Source organism: Agrococcus sp. AC640b (assembly GCF_979255995.1).
The window spans coordinates 1-19,761 of sequence record NZ_CEEDMM010000001.1; the positions used below are offsets into that span (position 1 = coordinate 1).

Here is a 19,761-nt window from a genome sequence, read left to right on the forward strand (position 1 = left end):
GACCCGCCCGGGCCACACGTGGTAGATCGCGACGAGCAGCGACGCGACGGCGCGGAGGCCTTCGACGTCGGCGCGACGGATGCGGATGCTCGGCTGCGGCGGTGCCATGGTGCGCTCGCCCGGTGGTGGGCACGCGAACCGTACCGAGCCCAGGCATCGTGCGGGTGAACGGTGCGCGTCGCGTCGGCGCACGTCGCCGATCCACACGCCGACTGGTCGCCGTTGCACCCGGACTGGTCGCCGTTGCACACACGGTGGTCGCGGTTGCACCTGACAGGGACCCGACGAGGTGCAATCGTGACCAGTCCGGGTGCAACGGTGACCAGTCGAGTGCCGGGGCGACCAACGCGCCGACCGCCCCACCGATTCGCGCGAGCCCCGTGCGTCGGCTATGCTCGATGCTTGGCCCGAGGGCCATTGGGGTATGGTGTAATTGGCAACACGGCGGTTTCTGGTTCCGTTGTTCTTGGTTCGAGTCCAGGTACCCCAGCAAGCGAAGCGTCACCCGTTCGGGTGGCGCTTCTCTCGTCTTCCGGTGCCCATCGTCGGAGCCCGCTCCCGCGTCCGGTCAGCCCGAGCGCCGCCGCAGCACCTGCTTCGCCGCGACGTCGGCGCCTGCGAGCAGCGCTGACGGCTTGCCGGGAGTGGCCCCGATCGCCGAGCCCGGCTGCGTCGTCGACGCGGGGATGCCGAGCACGACGATCGCCGGATCGATGGTGCCGTCGGCCGCGACGAGGTTGTGGCCAGATGGCGACGCCTCGTCGATCGCAGCCGGCGACGTCTCGAGCCCGTCGCCCTCCACGCGAGAGAACGCGTGCAATCGGGCGTCACCGCGGGCGAGCAGCGCCCGCAGCACAGGGTCGGAGGTCGCGCCCACGCGGCCCTTCGACATGCGCGTCTCCACGAGCACCGAGGCTGCGACGCGACGCCCCGTGATCGGGGAGACGGCCACGAACGCGCCCGCCTCCTCGTCGCGCTCGATGCGCAGCTCGGGGCCGAGCAGGTCGACCACGCCCGCCTCGATGAGCGCGAGCACCTCGCGCGTGCGCGCGGCCGGCGGACCCGAGGCGAGGAAGAGGCCGTCGCCGTCGAACCAGCCGAACACGCCGCGCACCGCCGAGTCGCCCGTGAGCGCACCTGCGAGGGCGAGCGCCGTCACGCGGCCTCGCAGCGCCTGCATCATGCGGTTCACCGCCGCACGCGGACTCGTCGCCGATGCGGCCATCGACGCGAGCTCGTCGTCGACGTGGCGCTGCACGACCTGCGCCCACCCATCCGCATCGACGACGCGGCCGAGCGTCGGGCGGCGCAGCGCATCCACCTGCCAGCGCCACCGCTCGTCGATCACCCACTCCGCCAGCACGCGCTCGACGGCGGGGAGGTCGGTCGCGGCGTCGAGCGCGTCGAGCCAGCCGGCCGCGATCGCCTCGGGGCGCGATCGCGCGACCGCGTCCAGATGCGCGAACGCCAGGTCGCGGGCGACGACGGGCCACACGTCGCGCAGCAGGTCGAGGCCGCGTGCCGACGCCCACCGCGCGAAGCGCGCCGGCGTCGCGTAGCGGGGCTCACCGGGCGCGACCCGGCCCGAGTCGGGCTTCGCCCGGTACGGCACGCCACGGCCCGAGCCTGCGACGAGCACCGGCTCGCGGCCGGACGTCACGTACCGCAGCCGCCCGTGCGGGTCGCCGGCGACGGGCACGAACGTGCCGCCCCACCGCGTCGTCAGGTCGCCGACCACGTCGAAGAACGTCGCGCCGAGCCCGCGCACGAGCACGGTCGGGCGCGGACGGCCGGGCACGGCGGAGGGCACGACCGACCAGTCCTGCTCGTGCGGCATGCCAGGCGGCACGTACGCGAGCCCGTGCTGCGACGCGAAGGCCGTGAGCGCCGCCACCTCCGTCGTCGGCACCGCCTGCACCATGCCCTGCGCGAGCACGACGGTGCCAGCGGCGAGCTCGCGGCCATCCTCGAGCACGACCGTCGCACCCCCGTCGCGCGAGCGCACGTCGACCGCGACGCCGATCGTCTCCTCCACGACGACGCGACCGGATGCGATGGCCGCGTCGAGCTGATCGCGGAAGTACACGCCCTGCAGCCTGCGGGTGGGGAAGTCGTCGCCGTGCAGCGCCTCCGCCTCCTCGAGCACCCAGTCGGCGTGCGGATGCCCGCCCGCCGCCACGATCGACGTCGCCCACGCCACGAGGTCCGGCCCGGGGGCAGGCGGCCCCGTCATCGGCGTCGACGCATCCGGATGGATCGTCGTCGCCGCCGCCGTCGTGTTGTTCAGGTAGGCCGCGGGCTGGTCGGTGCGCCACGTCGCACCCGCGCCGACCTCGACGGCGTCGACGATCGCGACGCGCACGGGCGGCGCGTCGTCGCCGACGCGCGACGCGAGCCGCAGCACCGTCGCGACGCCTCGCGGCCCGCCGCCCACGATGACGACGTCGAACGCGGCAGCGCTCCCCGGCGACACGGACATCAGATGCGGTACTCGAGCGCGTCGTCGGCTGCGGGCCGCACCTCGACGTAGCCGTTCCGCTGCTCGACGGCGATCGGCAACCCGTACACGTCCGTCAGCGCATCCGCCGCGAGCGCCTCCTGCGGTGTGCCGTCGCCGACGATGCGGCCATCGTGCAGCAGCACGACCTGGTCGCAGTAGCGCGCGGCGTGGTTGAGGTCGTGGATGGCGATGAGGGCCGTGATGCCCTGCTCGCGCGTCAGCCGTCGCACGAGCCGCAGCGTCTCGATCTGGTAGCGCAGGTCGAGGGCGCTCGTGGGCTCGTCGAGCACGAGCACGGGCGTGTCCTGCGCGACGGCGCGCGCGATGAGCGCTCGCTGCGCCTGCCCGCCCGAGAGCTCGCTGACGCTGCGATCGACGAGGTCGCCCAGGTCGAGCAGCGCGATCGCCTCGTCGACGCGACGCCAGTCGACGGCACGCGGCGCGATGCCGAAGTGCGGCGTGCGCCCCAGCAGCACCGTCTCGCGCACCGTGAGGTCGAAGGGCGCCTCGCCGCTCTGCGGCACGTACGCGACGGTGCGCGCGTGGCTGCGCCGGTCGAGGCTCGCAGCGTCGACGCCGTCGAACGCGATCGACCCGCCTGAGGCGCGATGCACCTGCGCGAGCACCTTCACGAGCGTCGACTTGCCGCTGCCGTTCGGGCCCAGCAGCGCGCAGAACGAGCCGGAGGCGACCTCGAACGAGACGCCGCCGAGCACCTCCCGCCTGCCGTACGCGAAGCGGACGTCGGAGATCGTGAGGGTCATCGCAGCGACGTCTTCCTCGTGAGGATGAGGTTGATGAAGATCGGCGCGCCGATGAACGCCACGACGATCCCGACGGGCACGACCGCGGGGGCGAGCACGGTGCGGCCCACGGTGTCGGCGACGAGCAGCAGCAGCCCGCCGGTGAGCACGGAGAACGGCACGAGGAAGCGGTGGTCGGCGCCGATGACGAGTCGTGCGATGTGCGGACCGACGAGGCCGACGAAGCCGATGACGCCGCAGAACGACACGATGACGGCGGCGAGGACGACGGCGACGACGATGAGCCCCACGCGCAGCTGCGTCACCTTGACGCCCAGCGAGCGGGCAGCGTCGTCGCCCGCGAACGCGATGGCGTTGAGGTCCTTCGAGCACCACAGGGTGATCGGCACGGCGAGCAGGACGATGACGCCGACGACGCGCACGTCGTCCCAGCTCGCGTCGTTCACCGATCCGAACGTCCATCGCACGATGGCCTGCAGCGTGTTCTCGCTCGCGAGGAACTGCAGGCCCGCAGTCATCGCCTCGAACAGCTGCGTCACCGCGATGCCGAGCAGCAGCAGCGTCGCCACGGCCATGCGCTTCACGGTCGCGACGGTCAGCACGATCGCCGACACCGCGAGCGAGACGGCGAGCGCGCTCGCGATCGTCGCGATCGGCGGCAGCGACGTCGTGCCCGCGATCGTGATCGCCAGCGCGGCGCCGAAGGCGGCGGCGGGGGAGACGCCGAGGGTGAAGGGGCTCACGAGCGGGTTGCGCAGCAGACCCTGCATGATGACGCCGGACACCGACAGGCCCGCGCCTGCGAGGAACGCGAGCAGCACGCGCGGCAGGCGCAGCTCCTGGATGATCGGGTAGTAGGTGACGAGGTCGCCGGTGAGGGTGCCGCCGACGATGCTGATCCAGATGGACTGCACGACGTGCACGAGCGTCGCACCCGACGTGCCGATGATGACGGCGAGGCCGAGCGCGACGAGGCTCACGGCGAGGCCGCCGAGCAGCAGGAGGGTCGTGAGGCGGCCGCGGCGGCGGGCGCCTGCGACGATGCCGCCGTCGCCGGCGTCGTGGGCGCGGGTGGTGGTGGATGCGGTCGACGTCACGGGGCGGACGGTCCCTGCACGTAGTCGGACGCCGCCGAGAGCTCGGTGTCCTGGAACTCGGTCACCCACCGCTCGAGGTACGCGTCGGCGTCGACGTCGGCGAACGCCTCCGGGTGCAGCCACGTCGCGAGGTAGAGCGCGCCGATCGACTTCGCGAGCGCGCTCGTCGCCCAGCCGTTCGCGACGTAGATCTCGCCGTCCTGCACGGCCTGCACGCCAGACCAGCCCGGCCTTGCGGCGATCTCGTCGGCGAGCTGCCCGAAGCGGTCGACGGGCGTCGCGCTCGGCTCGAACTCGTGCACGATGACGGCGGGGTTCCGCTGCACGACCTCGCTGGGGTCGACGGTGATCTCCTCCTGCGCGTCGCCGCCTGCGGCATCCGCGAACACGTTGACGCCGCCTGCCGCCTCGATGAGCGCGTGGAAGCCGGAGCCCGGCAGCACCGAGAGGTACGGGTCGACCGTCTCGAGGTAGACGGAGACGGGCTCGAGGCCCTCGGTGCGCTCGACGAGCAGGTCGTCGATCTCGGCGCGGAAGTCGAGCAGGTCCTGCGCGCCCTGCTGCTCGCCGAAGACCTCGCCGAGCAGCGTCACGGTGTCGTCGAAGGCCGAGTAGTCCCATGCGGTGGCGACGACGACGGGGATGCCGAAGCCCTCGAGCTGCTGCGCGGCCTCCTGCCAGACGGCGTTGCGCGGCAGCACGACGACGTCGGGGTCGAGCTCGGCGATCGCCTCGTAGTTCAGCTGGTCGAGGCCCTCGGCGATGACGGCTGCGTCGTCGACGGGCAGGTACGGCAGGCGGGTGAGCGACGTGCGGTCGACGCCGACGACGGCGTCGCCTGCGCCGATGGCACGCACGAACTCGTTCGCGTAGCTGTTGAGCACGACGGCGGTCTCGACGGGGCCGTCGATCTCGACCTCGCGGCCCTGGTCGTCGATGACGGTGAAGGCGCCGGAGGCGTCGGCCTCGCCGTCGTCGACCGTCACCTGGCCGCAGCCGGTGACGACGAGGGCGGCGGCGGCGACGGCTGCGAGCGCGGTGGTGCGCAGGGATGCGTGCATGGCTGTGCTCCTGGGTGGAGGGTTCGGTGCGGGGAGGGAGGGGCGTCAGGGCTGGCTGGGCCAGGCCGGCTCGCCGAGGGTGAGCATGAGGCGGTTCGCCCATGCGAAGAACGCGGTGGCGTCGACGAGGTCGGCGAGCGCCTCGTCGTCGAGGCCGAGGGTGCGCAGCCGCTCGAGATGCTGCGGCGCGAGCGTGGGCCGCAGCGTCGACAGGTGCGCTGCGGCGTCGACGATCGCCGCCCACCGCTCGTCCTGACCGGCGGAGAGGGGTGCGACGTCGATCGGCTGCCAGTCGGCGTCGCGGTCGAGGTCGGCGGCGAGCAGCAGGTCGACGTCGCTCGCGCGCTTCGACTGGAACGTCGCCTTGCGGGCGTGCACGGATGCGCAGTAGATGCAGTCGTTGACCTTGCTGGCGACGGCGGCGGCGAGCTCGCGCTCGGCGCGCGGCAGGCCGCCTCCGCCGAGGAAGACGGCGTTGTCGATCGCGCTGCGGGCCTGAAGCACGGCGGGCACGCGCGACAGGAGGCGGAAGTAGACGCTGTTCGTCGTCGCCTTCGCCGCGAACGACTCGATCTGCACGGGCGTCAGGTCGGCCTCGGCGGGCGCAGCGACCCACGGGATCCACCGCAGCTGCTCCTGCGTGTAGGCGGTGGGCTTCGCCTCGCCGCCGATCGTGCGACCGCCGAGGTCCTTCGACCGGCCGCGGGTGCCTGGGGTGCGCTGCGGCGCCGTGGCCTGCGGCAGCGTGCGGCCGTCGATGGCGGCGAAGCCGGCGAGCACGCGGATGGCGTGGCTCGTGGCGGCGACGAGCTGGCTGACGAGCACGATCTCGTCTGGCGTGATGCCGCCGATGGCGAGCACGTGCTGGTCCTCGTGCGAGCCGAGGGCGGGCGCGACGGTGACGATGTCGAGGTGCTCGACGAGCAGCCGCAGGCGCGAGTCCGTCGGCAGGTCGTCGCCGAGCAGCGCCGGGTCGGCGCCCTGCGCGACGTGCCAGTCGGCGAGCGGGCCGCTGCCGCTCCAGCGGGCGACGATCGCTGCGAACGCGTGGAGGGTCGAGGCGGGCAGCGCCTGCGGCTGCGCGTAGAGCGCGTCGTACGCGGCCTGGGTCTGCTCGACGACCACGGAGCGTGCGGCTCTGGCGGCGGCGACGGAGGGGCTCGCGGCGAGCAGGTCGCCGAGCACGTCGTGAGAAGGCATCGTTATGGGGGCTCCAAGCTGAGGTTCTACCCCAGCCTAGGCGACCGCGACGACGCCGATCGCACCCGTGACGCTGCATGACGGGTGCGATCGGCGTCGTCGCCTGGTCCCGAACCGACCGAGGATCAGGCCTGCCCGGTCTCAGGCCTCCGGGATGGGGCGCAGCATCTCCTGCGTGAAGTGCCGCTCGGGGTCGGGGCCGCTGCCCGCGCCGGTGTCGAGCGCGTCGATGCGTGCGAGCTCGTCGGCCGAGAGCGTGAAGCCCTCGACGTCGAGGTTCTGGCGGATGCGATCCGGGTTCGTCGACTTCGGGATCGCCTGGCGGCCCTGCTGCACGTGCCAGCGCAGCATCACCTGCGCGGGGGAGGCGCCGTGCGCGGCCGCGATCTCGGCGAGCGTCTCGTCGTCCATGACGCTGCGGCGCTCATCGCCCCACGGCCCGGGATAGAACGTGATGCCGCCGATGGGCGACCACGCCTGCGTGAGGATGCCGTGCTCGCGGTGGAAGGCCTGCAGCGCCGGCTGCGAGTGGTACGGGTGCAGCTCGACCTGGTTGAGGTGCGGCACGACGCTCGTCGCGTCGATGAGCTGCTCGAGCCGCGCGATGGGGAAGTTGCTGACGCCGATCGCGCGCACGCGACCGTCGGCGAGCAGCCGCTCGAGGGCGCGGTAGGAGGCGATGGTGCTCTCGAAGAGGTTCGCGGCGACCTGGTGCAGGATCAGCACGTCGAGCTGCTCGAGGCCGAGCTTCGCGGCTCCCTTGTCGAACGCGTGCATCGTCTCGTCGTAGCCGTAGTCGCTCGCCCACACCTTCGTCTCGACGACGACCTCGTCGCGAGCGACGCCGGAGGCGCGCAGGCCCTCGCCGACCTCGCGCTCGTTGCCGTACGCGGCGGCGGTGTCGATGTGGCGGTAGCCGACCGCGAGCGCGGTCTCCACGGCCTGCGCCGTCTCCTCGGGGCTCGACTGGAAGACGCCGAAGCCGATGGTGGGGAGTGCGACCCCGTTCGAGAGCTGGATGGATGTCATGCGATCGACGCTACGTGCGCGTCGACGTTCGAAGCAGTGTCCAGCAGTACCGGGCTGCGCGGGAATAGGGTCGGTTCCGGACCGAGGGTCGGGCCAGGACGGGAAGCCCCATGATCGTCGTCGCAGCAGTGCTCGCGGTGCTCGCCGCGCTCGTGCACGTGTACATCTTCGTGCTCGAGACGCTGCGGTGGGAGGCGCCGCCCACGCGCCGCATCTTCGGCACGACTGCCGAGACCGCAGCGATCACGAAGGGGCTCGCGGCGAACCAGGGCGTCTACAACCTGCTGCTCGCGATCGTCGCGGCCGTCGGCGCCGTGCTCGTGCTCGTGGCCGATCCGACGTCGGGGGAGCGCGCCGCAGGCGACGCGCTGCTCGTCGCCGGCCTCGGCTCGATGGCGATCGCCGCCGCCTACCTCATCGTGACCGACCGGTCGAAGGCGCGTGCCGCGGCCGTGCAGGGCACGTTCCCCGTGCTCGGGCTCGTCGCGCTCGCGATCGCGACGGCGGCCGGCTGACCGCTCCCTCGCCCGCAGCGGCGATCTGCTCGACGTCGCCGTGCACCGCGGCTAGCGTTGCCCTCATGCGTCGTGCCGCGAAGGTCCTGCTCGGTCTCGCCCTCGTCGGAGCGGGCGTCAGCCACCTCACGGTGGCACGGCGGGAGTTCCAGGCGCAGGTGCCCGCGGCGATCCCGCTCGATCCCGACCGCGTCGTCGTGCTCTCGGGCGTCGCCGAGATCGCGCTCGGCAGCGCGCTCGTGCTCGCGCCGCGGCGTGCGGAGCGCGCCGTCGGCACGGTCGCGGCCGCGTTCTTCACGGCGATCTTCCCCGGCAACGTCGAGCAGTTCGCCGACGCGCGCGACGGCTTCGGCCTCGACACCGACGCCAAGCGCCTCGGGCGCCTCTTCTTCCAGCCCGTGCTCGTCGCGTGGGCGCTGTGGTCGACGCGCGGCTCGCGCAGCCGCTGAGCCGAGGGCGTGCCGTGACGGTCGACCACCGTGCGCGCTGGACGAGCGCGCCGTGGCGCGCCGACATGCACGCGTGGATCGGTGACGCGCTCGCAGCCCGCGGCGAGCGCGTGACGGCGATCGCCGAGCATCGCGTGCGCATCTGGTCGGCGGTGCTGCGCATCGAGACGGATGCGGGCGTGCGGTGGGCGAAGGAGAACCACCCAGGGTCGGCGAGCGAGATGGCGGCGACCGCGATCGCTGCGCGCGTCGCGCCGACGCTCGTGCTGGCACCGCTCGCGGTCGACGTCGAGCGAGCGCGCCTGCTCACCGCCGACGCCGTGGTGCTGCACGATCAGGGGCACGCGCCGCTGTCGACGAGGGTCGCGCTCGCCGAGACCATGGCGGCGCTGCAGGTGGCGCTCGTTCCCCACGCCGACGAGCTCGTCGCAGCCGGCGTCCCCGACATCCGCCCGCACCGACTCGTCGAGCACCTGCGCGAGCGCCTCGCGCAGGCCGCGGCGCTGCCGCCTGCGCATCCGCTGCATCTCGATGCCGACGCACGCGCGACGATCGCCGCCGGCGAGGCGCGCATCGGCGATCTGCTGCGCGTGCTCGAGGATGCGGGGCTGCCTGCCTCGCTCGAGCACGACGACCTGCACCTCGGCAACGCGTTCGAGGTCGACGGTGCGCTGCGCATCGGCGATCTCGGCGACGCCGTCGTCGCGCATCCGCTCGGCACGCTGCGCGTGCTGATGGGCAGCGCGCTCGCCGAGGGCGTCGCACGAGAGGAGGTCGCCCGCATCCGCGCGGCGTTCCTCGACGGGTGGGCAGCGCACGCCGATCGCGTGGCCCTCGAGCGCGCCGCCGACGCCGCGATCGCGCTGTCGGGCGTGCAGCGGTGGGAGGCATGGTGGCGGCTGACGGCCGACGCACCCGTCGAGGCGGTCGACGAGTACCGCCCGTACGTGCAGCCGCTGCTGCGCACCCTCGGCGACGTCGACGCCGCGCTCGACGCCTGCTAGGTCGGTCGCCCAGGGCTCAGCGGCGCCGGGGAAGCCTGACAGCGAACGCACAGCATCGGATGCCGCAGGAGGCATACGCTCGCCTCCGTGACCGACTCCCAGCAGTACGACCGCATCACCGTCCGCCAGAAGCTGAGCCTCACGGTGAACCGCTTCGAGATCCGCGGCGGTGGCAAGGACGGCCCCATCCTCGGCATCGCGCAGCAGAAGCGCCTCGCCCTCAAGGAGCAGGTGACGTTCTTCGCCGACGAGGGGCGCACGCAGCCCGTGTTCTCGTTCAAGGCGCGCCAGGCGATCGACCTGGGCGCCACGTACGACATCCTCGACGCGCAGGGGCAGCAGATCGGCTGGTTCCAGAAGGACTTCGGCAAGAGCCTCCTGCGCTCCACGTTCAACGTCGGCGTGCCCTCGCAGGGTCTCGAGGGCTCCGGCCACGAGCGCAACCAGGTGCTCGCGGTGCTGCGTCGCCTGTTCGACATCGGCTGGCCCATCCACTTCGACTTCACGGCGAAGGACGGCACGCCCATCCTGTCCGTCGAGCGCGCGTGGGCCGTGCGCGACCACTACGACGTGAACCTCCCCGCTGCGTCGAACGGCGCACGCCTCGACTGGCGCGTGGGCGCATCGCTCGCCGTCGCCGTCGACGTGCTCATGCAGCGCTGACGAGCGCCTCCATCGCGACACGGCACCAGCACCGCGCGCCGACCTGCGAGGATCGAGGCATGAAGGTGCTGGTGCCGTCGTCCGTCCGTCTCGACCTGCCCGGCCACGACGTGGTCGCGTTCGATCCCGCCGAGCGCATCCCCGAGGAGCATCGGGATGCGGAGGCGCTCGTCGAGTGGGTCGTCCCCGCCGATCGCCTCGCCGACGCGGCGCGCGACCTGCCGGCGCTGCGTCTCGTGCAGACGCTGTCGGCGGGGCCAGACGCCATCGTGGCCGCGGGGTTCGGCCCTGGCGTCGCGCTCGCCTCCGGCCGGTCGCTGCATGACGCGACGGTCGCCGAGCACGCGCTCGCCCTGGTGCTCGCGCTCGTGCGCGACCTGCCGCGCATGGCCGCGGCGCAGGCGGAGGGTCGATGGGACGACGACTTCCGCAGGGAGCAGGCGAGCGACGACGTCGGCGGCTGGTTCACGCTCGAGGGCGCGCACGTCGCCGTGTGGGGATTCGGCTCGATCGCGCAGCGCCTCGCGCCCATGCTCGAGTCGCTCGGCGCACGGGTGACGGGCATCGCCCGCTCGTCGGGGGAGCGGCACGGCTACCCCGTCGTGGCCGCCGACCTGCTGCCCGAGCTGCTGCCGCGCGTCGACGTGCTCGTGTCGATCCTGCCAGCGACCGACGCGACCGACGGCGTGATCGACGCGGGCGTGCTCGCGGCCCTGCCCGAGCACGCGCTGCTCGTGAACGTCGGCCGCGGCACCGTCGTCGACGAGGATGCCCTGCGCGACGCGCTCGAGCGGCGCACGCTGCGCGCCGCCGCGATCGACGTGACCCGTGTGGAGCCGCTGCCGGAGGGCGACCCGCTGTGGCATGCCCCGCACCTGATCATCACGCCGCACGTCGCCGGCGGCCGCCCGCGCGGCGCAGGCGTGCTCGTGCGCGAGAACCTCGCCGCGATCGACGCGGGCGAGCCCGTGCGCAACCGCGTCGAGCGCTGAGCGACGCGCGCCCCCGCTCGGGTCAGCCGGCGCGCGCGGGGCGTTCGCGACGCACGAGCCGCAGCACGGCGGCGAGGAATCCCTGCACGGCGGCGACGAGCGCGAACGTGCCCGCGGCGAGCAGCCCGGGCCCCGACGACGCCTGCGCCACCGCGACGACGGCGACGATCGCCGCCACGATGCCGGCGACGACGCCGACGAGCACGAACGCGGTCTCGAGGAGCCGGTGCCACCTGGGGTTCGCTGGCGGCGGCGCCGCTCGCCACGTCGTCGCGGCGGCCGTCGCGGCCAGCACGAGCAGCAGTGCTCCCACGACGTCGCTCGGACGATGCCAGCCGTCGTGCACGAGCCGTGCCGCGACGACCGACAGCAGCACGGCGGCAGCGGGCGCGAGCGCGAGCCTCGCCGTCGCGGGTGCCACGAGGATCGCGGCGGCTGCGACCGCGGCGAACGCGATCATGTGGCCGCTGGGGAACGAGTTCGACGCGGTCGCGACGACGTCGGCGGGCCCAGACGGCCGGTCGAGCACGACGTGCTTGAGCAGCTGACCCAGCCCGCAGCAGGCGACGACGATCGCCACGGCCGCGACGGCGAGGTCGCCGCGACGTCGCACGAGCCCCGCCACGACGATCGCGGCGCACGCGAGGGCGAGCGAGGCGACGCTCACGACGCCCAGCACCGCCGAGTCGAGCGCGTAGCCGGCCGCGCCCAGCACCGCATCCTCGACCACGCGTCCGTCGGCCGTCTGCACCGCGACGGCGTAGAGCACGCCGAACGCGACGACGGCCGAGCCGGCGGCGGCGACGCGCCACACGGTGCCCTGGCGTCGCCGAGCTCGAACGGTCACGGGCACGTCAGTACGTGCCGGATGCCTCGTCGGTCGGCCGCAGCCGCCCGACCGCCGAGCGAGCGCTCGTCGCCAGCAGCGTGACGTCGGCGCCGACGACGACGAACGCGGCACCCGCTGCGAGGTAGTGGTCGGCGTCGGCGGGCGCGAACGCGTTCACGCCGACGGGCGTGCCCGACGCGAGGCCCGCGTCGATCACCGTCACGACCGCGGCGCGCACGGCGTCGGCAGCGGGGAATCCGAGCGATCCTGCGAGGTCGGCGGGGCCGACGAAGATCGCGTCGACGCCCTCGACGGCCGCGATGGCCGCCGCGTGCTCGACGCCCTCGGCGGTCTCGATCTGCACCGTGAGGGAGACGAGCTCGTGCGCCGTCGCGACGTAGTCGTCGACGCCCGTCCACCGCGACGCGCGCGCGAGCGCCGAGCCGATGCCGCGGATGCCGCGCGGCGGGTACCGCATGGCCTGCACGGCCGCGATCGCCTCGTGCTCCGTCGACACCATCGGCACGATGAGGTTCTGCGCGCCCGTGTCGAGCGTCTGCTTGATCGCGACCGCGTCGTTCCACGGCACGCGCACGAGCGCCGTCGCGTCGGAGGCCTCGATCGCCTGCAGCAGCGGCAGGAGGCCGTCGATGCCGACCGGTCCGTGCTCGCCGTCGACGAGCACGAGGTCGGTGCCGGAGCCCGCGACGATCTCTGCGGCGACGCCGCTGCCCGACGCCGTCCACAGCCCCACGAGCGGCCGGTCGGCGCCCGCGAGGCGATCTGCGAACGTCGGCTTCAGTCGAATCGGCACGTCACCACTCCCAGCTCCCGGTAGTCGCACGCGATCTCGTCGCCGCGCTCGACCCACATGGGCTTCGTGAACGATCCTGCCAGCACGATCTCGCCCGCCTCGAGCCGGTCGCCGTGCGCGCCCAGCTTGCCGGCGAGCCATGCGACGCCGCGCGCCGGATGCCCCAGCACGGCACCCGAGACGCCCGAGTCCTCGATCTCGCCGTTCCTCGACAGCATCGCGGCGACCCAGCGCAGGTCGACGTCGGCGGGTCGCACGCGCGTGTCGCCGACGACCATCGCGCCGAGCGCGGCGTTGTCGCTGATGGTGTCGACGATCGTGCGGCCCTCGAGCTGGATGTGCGAGTCGAGCACCTCGAGCGCGGGCACGACCCACTCGGTGGCGGCGAGCACGTCGTGCTCCGTCGCGCCTGCGCCCAGCGGTGCGCCCAGCACGAACGCCAGCTCGACCTCGATGCGCACGTTCGCGTACCGGTCGAACTCCAGCGCCGAGCCGGATGCGAACACCTGGTCGTCGAGGATGACGCCGTAGTCGGGCTCGGTGATGCCGGTCGCGACCTGCATGACCTTGCTCGTGAGGCCGATCTTGCGACCGACGACGCGGCGGCCGTCGGCCTCGCGCCGCGCGCGCCAGATGCGCTGCACCGCGTACGAGTCGTCGACCGTCATCGCAGGGTGCCGGGCGCTGAGACGCTCGACGGTGCCGCGCGTGCGCGTCGCCTCGGCGAGCTCGTCCGCGAGGGCCGCGACCGTCGCGTCGTCGAGGCCGCGACCACTGGATGCCGAGACGGCGGCCATCAGAGCTGGCTGCCCAGCTTGAAGCCGATCTCCTCGCCGGGCTCCGACGCGACGGCGCCGCCGGCGGCCCTCGTGTACGAGAAGCCGTCTGCGCCGACCGTCACGGCCATCTCGCTCGAGTCGGTGCGCTCCACGACGGGCTGGGGCTCGCCGTCCAGGTCGAGCACGAGGCTCGCCTCCGTGTACCAGGAGGGCACGACGGGGTTGCCCCACCAGTCGCGGCGCTGGTTGTCGTGCACGTCCCACGTGACGGTCGGGTTGTCGGGGTCGCCCGTGTAGTAGTCCTGCGTGTAGATCTCCACCCGGTGCCCGTCGGGGTCGAGGATGTAGAGGTAGAACGCATTCGAGACGCCGTGGCGGCCGGGGCCGCGCTCGATGCGGTCCGAGATGCGCAGGGCGCCCATCTTGTCGCAGATCTGGATGATGTTGTGCTTCTCGTGCGTCGAGAACGCGATGTGGTGCAGGCGCGGGCCGTCGCCGCCGGTGAGCGCCGTGTCGTGCACGGTCTGCTTGCGATGCATCCACGCCGCGTAGGTGACGCCGTCGGAGTCCTGGATGTCCTCCGAGACGCGGAAGCCGAGGTGCTCGAGGTACGTGCGGCCGCGGGGCACGTGGGGCGTGACCTGGTTGAAGTGGTCGAGGCGCACGAGCTCGCCAGCCGAGTACAGGTCGTAGCGCTGCGTGAGGCGCTCGACGTGCTCGACCTCGTAGAAGAACTCGTACGGGAACCCCAGCGGGTCCTCGACGCGCACGGCATCGCCGATGCCGTCGACGAAGCCGTCTGCGCGGCGCTCGACGCGGCAGCCGAGCTCGCGGTACCAGGCCTCGGCACGGTCGACGTCCTCGGGGGTGCGCACGCGGTAGGCGAACGCGGCCGCCGCGGCGACGGGGCCCTTCCGCAGCACGAGGTTGTGGTGGATGAACTCCTCGAACGACCGCAGGTAGATGGCCTCGTCGTCCTCCTTCGTCACGTGCAGTCCCAGCAGGTCGACGTAGAACGCGCGCGAGGCGGCGAGGTCGGTGACGACGAGCTCGAGGTAGGCGCAGCGCACGATGTCGGGCGCGGGCACGGACGGCTTCGGGATGGGGGTGGTGGTGCGGATGTCGGTCACGATGAGCTCCTCGTCGAGCGGGTCGGTGGTGGTCAGTGGGCGCCGAAGCGCGCGGTGTGCACGTCGCCGAGCGTGATGTGCACGGCCTGCTGGTCGGAGTAGAAGTCGAGGCTGCGGTAGCCGCCCTCGTGGCCGAGGCCCGAGGCCTTCACGCCGCCGAAGGGGCTGCGCAGGTCGCGCACGTTGTGGCTGTTGAGCCACACCATGCCCGCCTGGATCGACTGCGCGAACGTGTGGGCACGCGTGAGGTCGTTCGTCCACACGTAGGCGGCGAGGCCGTAGCGGGTGTCGTTCGCGAGCGCGAGCGCCTCCTCGTCGGAGTCGAACGGCGTGATCGCGACGACGGGTCCGAAGATCTCCTCCTGGAAGATGCGCGCCGTCGGCGGCACGTCCGCGAACACGGTCGGGGCGACGTAGTTGCCCGTGTCGAGACCCTCGGGCCGGCCGCCGCCTGCGACGAGGCGCCCCTCCGTCTTGCCGATCTCGACGTACGACATGACCTTGTCGTAGTGCTCGGGGTGCACGAGCGCGCCCACCTCGGTCGCCGGGTCGGAGGGGTCGCCCACGACGATGCGGCTCGCACGCGCCGCGTAGCGCTCGACGAACGCGTCGTAGATCGACCGCTCGACGAGGATGCGGCTGCCGGCGGTGCAGCGCTCGCCGTTCAGCGAGAAGACGCCGAAGAGCGTCGAGTCGATCGCGGCGTCGAGGTCGGCGTCGGCGAAGACGACCGCGGGGGACTTGCCGCCGAGCTCCATCGACATCGCCTTGAGGTGCTCGGCGCAGTTGCGGAAGATGAGCTTGCCCGTCGACGACTCGCCCGTGAACGAGATGAGCGGCACGTCGGGATGCTTGACCAGCGCGTCGCCCGCCTCCTCGCCGATGCCGTTGACGAGGTTGAAGACGCCGTCGGGCAGGCCGGCCTCGGCGAAGATGCCCGCCCACAGCGAGGCCGACAGCGGCGTGAACTCGGCGGGCTTCAGCACGACGGTGCAGCCGGAGGCCAGCGCGGGCGCCAGCTTCCACGACTCGAGCATGAACGGCGTGTTCCAGGGCGTGATGAGGCCTGCGACGCCCTTCGGCGTGCGGTTGACGTAGTTGATCTGCGTGCCGGGCACCTTGTAGGCGTCGTCGCGCTGCGCGACGATCAGGTCGGCGAAGAAGCGGAAGTTCTCGGCCGCGCGCTGCGCCTGCCCCTTCGCCTGGGTGATGGGCAGGCCGGAGTCGAACGACTCGTACTGGCTGAGCTCGTCGTCGCGCGATGCGACGACGTCGGCGATGCGCATGAGGATGCGGGCACGCTCGCGCGCCTTCATGCGCGGCCACGGCCCCTCCTCGAAGGCGAGGGTCGCGGCGGCGACGGCGGCGTCGACGTCGGCCTGCTGGCCGGCGGCAGCGGTCGCGTAGACCTCGTTCGTCACGGGGTCGATGACCTCGAACGTCTCGCCGCCGACGGAGTCGACCGGGCGGCCTCCGATGTGGTGCTGCAGATGGGTGGGCAGGTTCGCAGGACGGTTCGTCACGGGTTCCCCTTCGGTGCGTGGGTCAGTGGGACTCGTCCGCGTGGGCGTCGTCGCCCGCGCGGTCGAGGTAGGCGTGGAGGCTCGCGAGCCGGTGCTCGCGGACGGCGAGCTCGACGTCGTGCGCGGGAGCGCCCGTCTCGAGCAGGTGCAGGATGCGCTCGTGCTCGCCGACCGACTCGCGGGCGCGGCCAGGCACGAAGCCGAACGTCGACTGCCGCAGCCTCGCCAGCCGTCGCCAGCCGTCGTCGACGAGGCTCTTCAGCTGCTCGTTGGGGCACGGGTCGGTGAGGGTGCGGTGGAACGCCTCGTTGAGGCGCGTGAGTCGCACGGGATCGAACTGGTCGAGGCTGTCGCGCATCTGGTCGTTGAGGCTGCGCGCCTCGGCGACGTCGGCAGGCGACAGCGACGGCACGGCGAGGCCGATCGCGGCGCCCTCGACCATCGCGAGCGTCTCGGTCGTGTCGTGCAGGTCGGCGGGGTCGATCTCGGTGACGCGCGCGCCGACGTTGCGCTCGAACGTCACGACGCCCTCGGCCTCGAGCCTGCGCAGCGCCTCGCGCACGGGCACGACGCTCATGTCGAGCTCGCGCGCGATCGCGTCGAGCACGAGCCGGTAGCCGGGCCCGTAGACGCCCCGCTCGATGCGCTCGTGCAGATGCTCGTACGCGCGCTGCGACTTGCTCGTCGTCGCGGTCACGCCTGCGCTCCCGGTGCGGGGGCCGCCTCGTCCGATGCGCGCTCTGCCTCGAAGCGGGCACGCCACGTGGCATCCATGGGGAAGAGGCCGTCGACGGGGTGCCCGTCCTCGACCATGCGGGCGATGAACGTCTCCTCGGCCTCCTGCGCCTCGGCCTCGTCGACGAGGTCGCGCACGATCGCGGGCGGGATGACGACGATGCCGTCGTCGTCGGCGACGATGACGTCGCCGGGCTGCACGGTCGTGCCGCCGCACGCGATGGTCTCGTCGACGCCCCACGGCACGTGCCAGCGGCCGAGGACGCTCGGGTGCGCGCCGGAGTGGTACGTGGGGATGCCGATGTCGGTGACGGCTGCGAGGTCGCGCACGCCGCCGTCGGTGACGATGCCCGCGGCGCCGAGCGTGCGGGCGCGCAGCGCGATGATGTCGCCGAGCGTGCCAGAGCGGGTCTCGCCACGGGCGTCCATGACGAGCACCTCGCCTGCCCGCAGCGAGTCGACGGCGCGCTTCTGCGCGTTGTAGCCGCCGCCGTGGGTGCGGAAGAGGTCCTCGCGGTTCGGCACGTAGCGCAGCGTGCGGGCGACGCCGGTCATGCGCGTGCCCGGCTGTGAGGGGCGCAGTCCGTCGATCGTGGCGTTGACGATGCCGCGCTTCCGCAGCAGCGACGAGAGCGTCGCGGTCGCGACGCGCTCGATGCGGGCGACGAGCGCGTCGTCGAGCACGGGCGCCGTCGCGGGCTGGAAGTCGGCGACGGGGCGGCCGGAGGCGTCGGCCCACTGCTCGGGCGTCGGCTTCGGCTGCGCGCTGAAGGCGGGAAGCGCGTCGGTGCCCTGCACGGCGCCCGTGACGAGGCGTCCGGTCGAGCGGCCGGCGCTCGCCACCTCGACCTCGATCGTCTGGCCGGGTGCGAACGTGGAGGCGCCCGCCGGGGTGCCGGTGAGGATGACGTCGCCGGGCTCGAGGGTCATGAGCTGCGACAGGTCGGAGACGATCTGCGGCAGCGAGAACAGCAGCGTCGAGGAGTCGTCGGCCTGCACGAGCTCGCCGTCGCGCCACACGCGGATCTCGATCGCGTGCGGGTCGAGGTCGGCTGCGGGCAGCAGCGCGGGGCCGATGGGGGTGAAGCCGTCGCCGCCCTTCGAGCGCACGTTGGCGCCCTTGTCGGCCCAGCGCAGGTCGAAGACGCCGAGGTCGTTCGATGCCGTGACGAACGCGACGGCATCCCATGCGTCGTCGGGGGAGACGCGTCGCGTCTCGCGGCCGATGACGAGGGCGATCTCGCCCTCGAAGCCGAGGATCTCGCAGCCGGCGGGCAGCTCGACGTCGCCGCCGATCGAGAGCGAGGTCGCGGGCTTCAGGAAGTATCCGGGAGCCTCGGGGGTGCGGCCCTTCTGCGCTGCGCGCGCGGCGTAGCCGATGTGCATCGCCACGACCTTGCCCGGTCGCCCGCCCAGCAGGTCCCATGCGGCGCGGGCAGCAGCCAGGCTCGTCATCGAGTCGTTCATGTTCGTCATCGTATACGATCGGCCGCCACGTGCAAGCCCGAGATGCGCAGGGAGCGTCAGCCGGCGAGACGCCGGAGCTCGCGCGGCGACGCACCGAAGGCTGCGCGACACACGCGACTGAAGTGCGCGGCATCCGTGAAGCCCCACCTGTGGGCGATCTCGAGCACCGACGTCGCCTGCTGCGCGGCATCCTGCAGGTCGGTGCGGCACCGCTCGAGCCGACGCTCCCGCACCCACGACGTCACGGTCGTGCCCTCCTCGCTGAAGAGGTACTGCACCGTCCTCGGCGAGAGGAAGCACGCGCTCGCCACCTGCGCGGTGTTGAGGCCGGGGTCGCCGAGATGCTCCTCCATGAACGCGACGCACCGCTCGAAGTCGCGACGCGTGCCCGCGACCTGCCGGTCGAGCTCCGCGCTGATCAGCGCCGTCACGAGATCGAGGGCGCTGCGGAGGATCCGCACCCCCGAGGCGCCGCGCAGCTCGTCGAGGTTCGCCGCCATGTGCCGCATGAACGGGCAGATGACCGTGCCGATGCCCTCGTCGCCAGGCAGGCGGACCGCCGTCATCCTGTGGATGTGCTGCGCCGACAGCCCGAGCATGCGATGGGGGAACATCATGACGAGCGACCGCGTGCCATCGACGAACTCGAGCGTGTACGGCCGCGACGTGTCGTAGATCGCGACGTCGCCCGGCTGCAGCACCGCCTGCCTGCCATCCTGCGCCACGATGCCCGTGCCCTCGAGCTGCAGCGTGAGCTTCAGGTGATGCGGGTCGTCGGGGCTGATGCGAGTCGCCTCGCGCTCCACGCGATGCGGGTCGGCGATGATCTCGGTCACGCACGAGTCGCCGACGTGGAGCGCGCGCAGCGAGCCGTGGAACGCGCCTGCCGGCGACGAGATGTCGAGCGGCACGAACCGATTGCTCACCAGCTGCCGCCACTGCTCGAACGTGCGCGCCTCGCCGAGCTCGAGCGTGCCGGGGCCGGAGGGCTCGCGGTGCGTGGTCGTCGGCGATGCCACGGTCGACCTCCTGTCGGTGCCGGCGGTCGTCGTCGACCTGCGCGGTGCCGCGAGCGTAGCAGCGCGCCTCCTCACGCCGGACGGCGCCCGTCGCGCCCTGCGCGGATGGGGTGCTCGCCTGCGCCGACGGTCAAGACGTGAGCGATGCTCGTGGCGAGGATGGGGGAGACGGCCCGCCGTGGTGCCGTCGC

The 19,761-nt window shown here is 72.9% G+C and carries 19 protein-coding genes and 1 tRNA gene; 6 read left to right on the forward strand and 14 right to left on the reverse strand.

What is annotated here, in order from left to right; translation table 11 throughout:
* Nucleotides 1–418 precede the first annotated feature (418 nt).
* Nucleotides 419–490: transfer RNA gene (locus ACZ6H8_RS00005), tRNA-Gln, on the forward strand.
* A 78-nt stretch (nt 491–568) separates the two neighbouring features.
* On the opposite strand, the gene ACZ6H8_RS00010 is transcribed toward ACZ6H8_RS00005, so the two are convergent.
* The 6 genes from ACZ6H8_RS00010 to ACZ6H8_RS00035 form a co-directional block, all read right to left on the reverse strand.
* On the reverse strand, nt 569–2,479 hold the full coding sequence (locus ACZ6H8_RS00010) for an FAD/NAD(P)-binding protein (RefSeq protein WP_464143237.1): 1,911 nt from the start codon (nt 2,477–2,479) through the stop codon (nt 569–571).
* Nucleotides 2,479–3,264: an ABC transporter ATP-binding protein gene (locus ACZ6H8_RS00015; protein WP_464143239.1), complete on the reverse strand. Its 786-nt coding sequence runs from the start codon at nt 3,262–3,264 to the stop codon at nt 2,479–2,481. Before ACZ6H8_RS00015 ends, ACZ6H8_RS00010 begins: the two co-directional genes overlap by 1 nt.
* A complete protein-coding gene (locus tag ACZ6H8_RS00020) occupies nt 3,261–4,361 on the reverse strand; it encodes a FecCD family ABC transporter permease (RefSeq protein ID WP_464143241.1) in 1,101 nt (366 codons plus the stop codon). The genes ACZ6H8_RS00015 and ACZ6H8_RS00020 overlap by 4 nt, the downstream gene beginning before the upstream one ends.
* The gene (locus ACZ6H8_RS00025) at nt 4,358–5,422 is read right to left on the reverse strand and encodes an ABC transporter substrate-binding protein (protein WP_464143243.1); all 1,065 of its coding nucleotides are present in this window, start codon (nt 5,420–5,422) and stop codon (nt 4,358–4,360) included. Before ACZ6H8_RS00025 ends, ACZ6H8_RS00020 begins: the two co-directional genes overlap by 4 nt.
* 45 nt (nt 5,423–5,467) lie before the next feature.
* A complete protein-coding gene (locus ACZ6H8_RS00030; protein ID WP_464143245.1) occupies nt 5,468–6,622 on the reverse strand; it encodes a peroxidase-related enzyme in 1,155 nt (384 codons plus the stop codon).
* Between the two features lie 141 nt (nt 6,623–6,763).
* Nucleotides 6,764–7,651: an aldo/keto reductase gene (locus ACZ6H8_RS00035; protein ID WP_464143246.1), complete on the reverse strand. Its 888-nt coding sequence runs from the start codon at nt 7,649–7,651 to the stop codon at nt 6,764–6,766.
* A 110-nt stretch (nt 7,652–7,761) separates the two neighbouring features.
* Between ACZ6H8_RS00035 and ACZ6H8_RS00040 the strand changes: the two genes are divergently transcribed.
* The 5 genes from ACZ6H8_RS00040 to ACZ6H8_RS00060 all read left to right on the forward strand — a co-directional run bounded on the left by ACZ6H8_RS00040 (nt 7,762) and on the right by ACZ6H8_RS00060 (nt 11,274).
* Entirely contained in the window at nt 7,762–8,166 is a 405-nt protein-coding gene (locus tag ACZ6H8_RS00040; RefSeq protein WP_464143248.1) for a DUF1304 domain-containing protein, read from the forward strand.
* Between the two features lie 65 nt (nt 8,167–8,231).
* Nucleotides 8,232–8,615: a DoxX family protein gene (locus ACZ6H8_RS00045; RefSeq protein WP_464143250.1), complete on the forward strand. Its 384-nt coding sequence runs from the start codon at nt 8,232–8,234 to the stop codon at nt 8,613–8,615.
* 14 nt (nt 8,616–8,629) lie between these two features.
* On the forward strand, nt 8,630–9,619 hold the full coding sequence (locus ACZ6H8_RS00050) for a hypothetical protein (protein WP_464143251.1): 990 nt from the start codon (nt 8,630–8,632) through the stop codon (nt 9,617–9,619).
* An 87-nt stretch (nt 9,620–9,706) separates the two neighbouring features.
* A complete protein-coding gene (locus ACZ6H8_RS00055; RefSeq protein ID WP_464143253.1) occupies nt 9,707–10,282 on the forward strand; it encodes an LURP-one-related family protein in 576 nt (191 codons plus the stop codon).
* A 59-nt stretch (nt 10,283–10,341) separates the two neighbouring features.
* Nucleotides 10,342–11,274 carry an NAD(P)-dependent oxidoreductase gene (locus ACZ6H8_RS00060; protein ID WP_464143254.1) on the forward strand — a complete coding sequence of 311 codons (933 nt, stop codon included), beginning with the start codon at nt 10,342–10,344 and terminating at the stop codon, nt 11,272–11,274.
* Nucleotides 11,275–11,296: 22 nt separating this feature from the next.
* Here the strand turns inward: ACZ6H8_RS00060 and ACZ6H8_RS00065 are convergent, their stop codons facing one another.
* Genes ACZ6H8_RS00065 through ACZ6H8_RS00100 form a run of 8 tightly spaced genes read right to left on the reverse strand, consistent with a single transcriptional unit; the run spans nt 11,297 to nt 19,570 of the window.
* Nucleotides 11,297–12,121, reverse strand: a complete 825-nt coding sequence (locus tag ACZ6H8_RS00065) for a phosphatase PAP2 family protein (protein ID WP_464143255.1) — start codon at nt 12,119–12,121, stop codon at nt 11,297–11,299.
* A gap of 7 nt (nt 12,122–12,128) precedes the next feature.
* Nucleotides 12,129–12,917 carry an HpcH/HpaI aldolase family protein gene (locus tag ACZ6H8_RS00070; protein WP_464143256.1) on the reverse strand — a complete coding sequence of 263 codons (789 nt, stop codon included), beginning with the start codon at nt 12,915–12,917 and terminating at the stop codon, nt 12,129–12,131.
* Entirely contained in the window at nt 12,902–13,714 is an 813-nt protein-coding gene (locus tag ACZ6H8_RS00075) for a fumarylacetoacetate hydrolase family protein (RefSeq protein ID WP_464143257.1), read from the reverse strand. Before ACZ6H8_RS00075 ends, ACZ6H8_RS00070 begins: the two co-directional genes overlap by 16 nt.
* On the reverse strand, nt 13,714–14,826 hold the full coding sequence (gene hpaD / locus ACZ6H8_RS00080) for a 3,4-dihydroxyphenylacetate 2,3-dioxygenase (RefSeq protein ID WP_464143259.1): 1,113 nt from the start codon (nt 14,824–14,826) through the stop codon (nt 13,714–13,716). Before hpaD ends, ACZ6H8_RS00075 begins: the two co-directional genes overlap by 1 nt.
* Before the next feature lie 32 nt (nt 14,827–14,858).
* On the reverse strand, nt 14,859–16,349 hold the full coding sequence (gene hpaE / locus ACZ6H8_RS00085) for a 5-carboxymethyl-2-hydroxymuconate semialdehyde dehydrogenase (protein ID WP_464143260.1): 1,491 nt from the start codon (nt 16,347–16,349) through the stop codon (nt 14,859–14,861).
* A 22-nt stretch (nt 16,350–16,371) separates the two neighbouring features.
* Entirely contained in the window at nt 16,372–17,046 is a 675-nt protein-coding gene (locus ACZ6H8_RS00090) for a GntR family transcriptional regulator (RefSeq protein WP_464143261.1), read from the reverse strand.
* Complete coding sequence (locus ACZ6H8_RS00095) at nt 17,043–18,551, reverse strand: fumarylacetoacetate hydrolase family protein (protein ID WP_464143262.1); 1,509 nt, start codon at nt 18,549–18,551, stop codon at nt 17,043–17,045. Before ACZ6H8_RS00095 ends, ACZ6H8_RS00090 begins: the two co-directional genes overlap by 4 nt.
* Nucleotides 18,552–18,607: 56 nt before the next feature.
* Entirely contained in the window at nt 18,608–19,570 is a 963-nt protein-coding gene (locus ACZ6H8_RS00100) for an AraC-like ligand-binding domain-containing protein (protein WP_464143263.1), read from the reverse strand.
* Between the last annotated feature and the right edge of the window lie 191 nt (nt 19,571–19,761).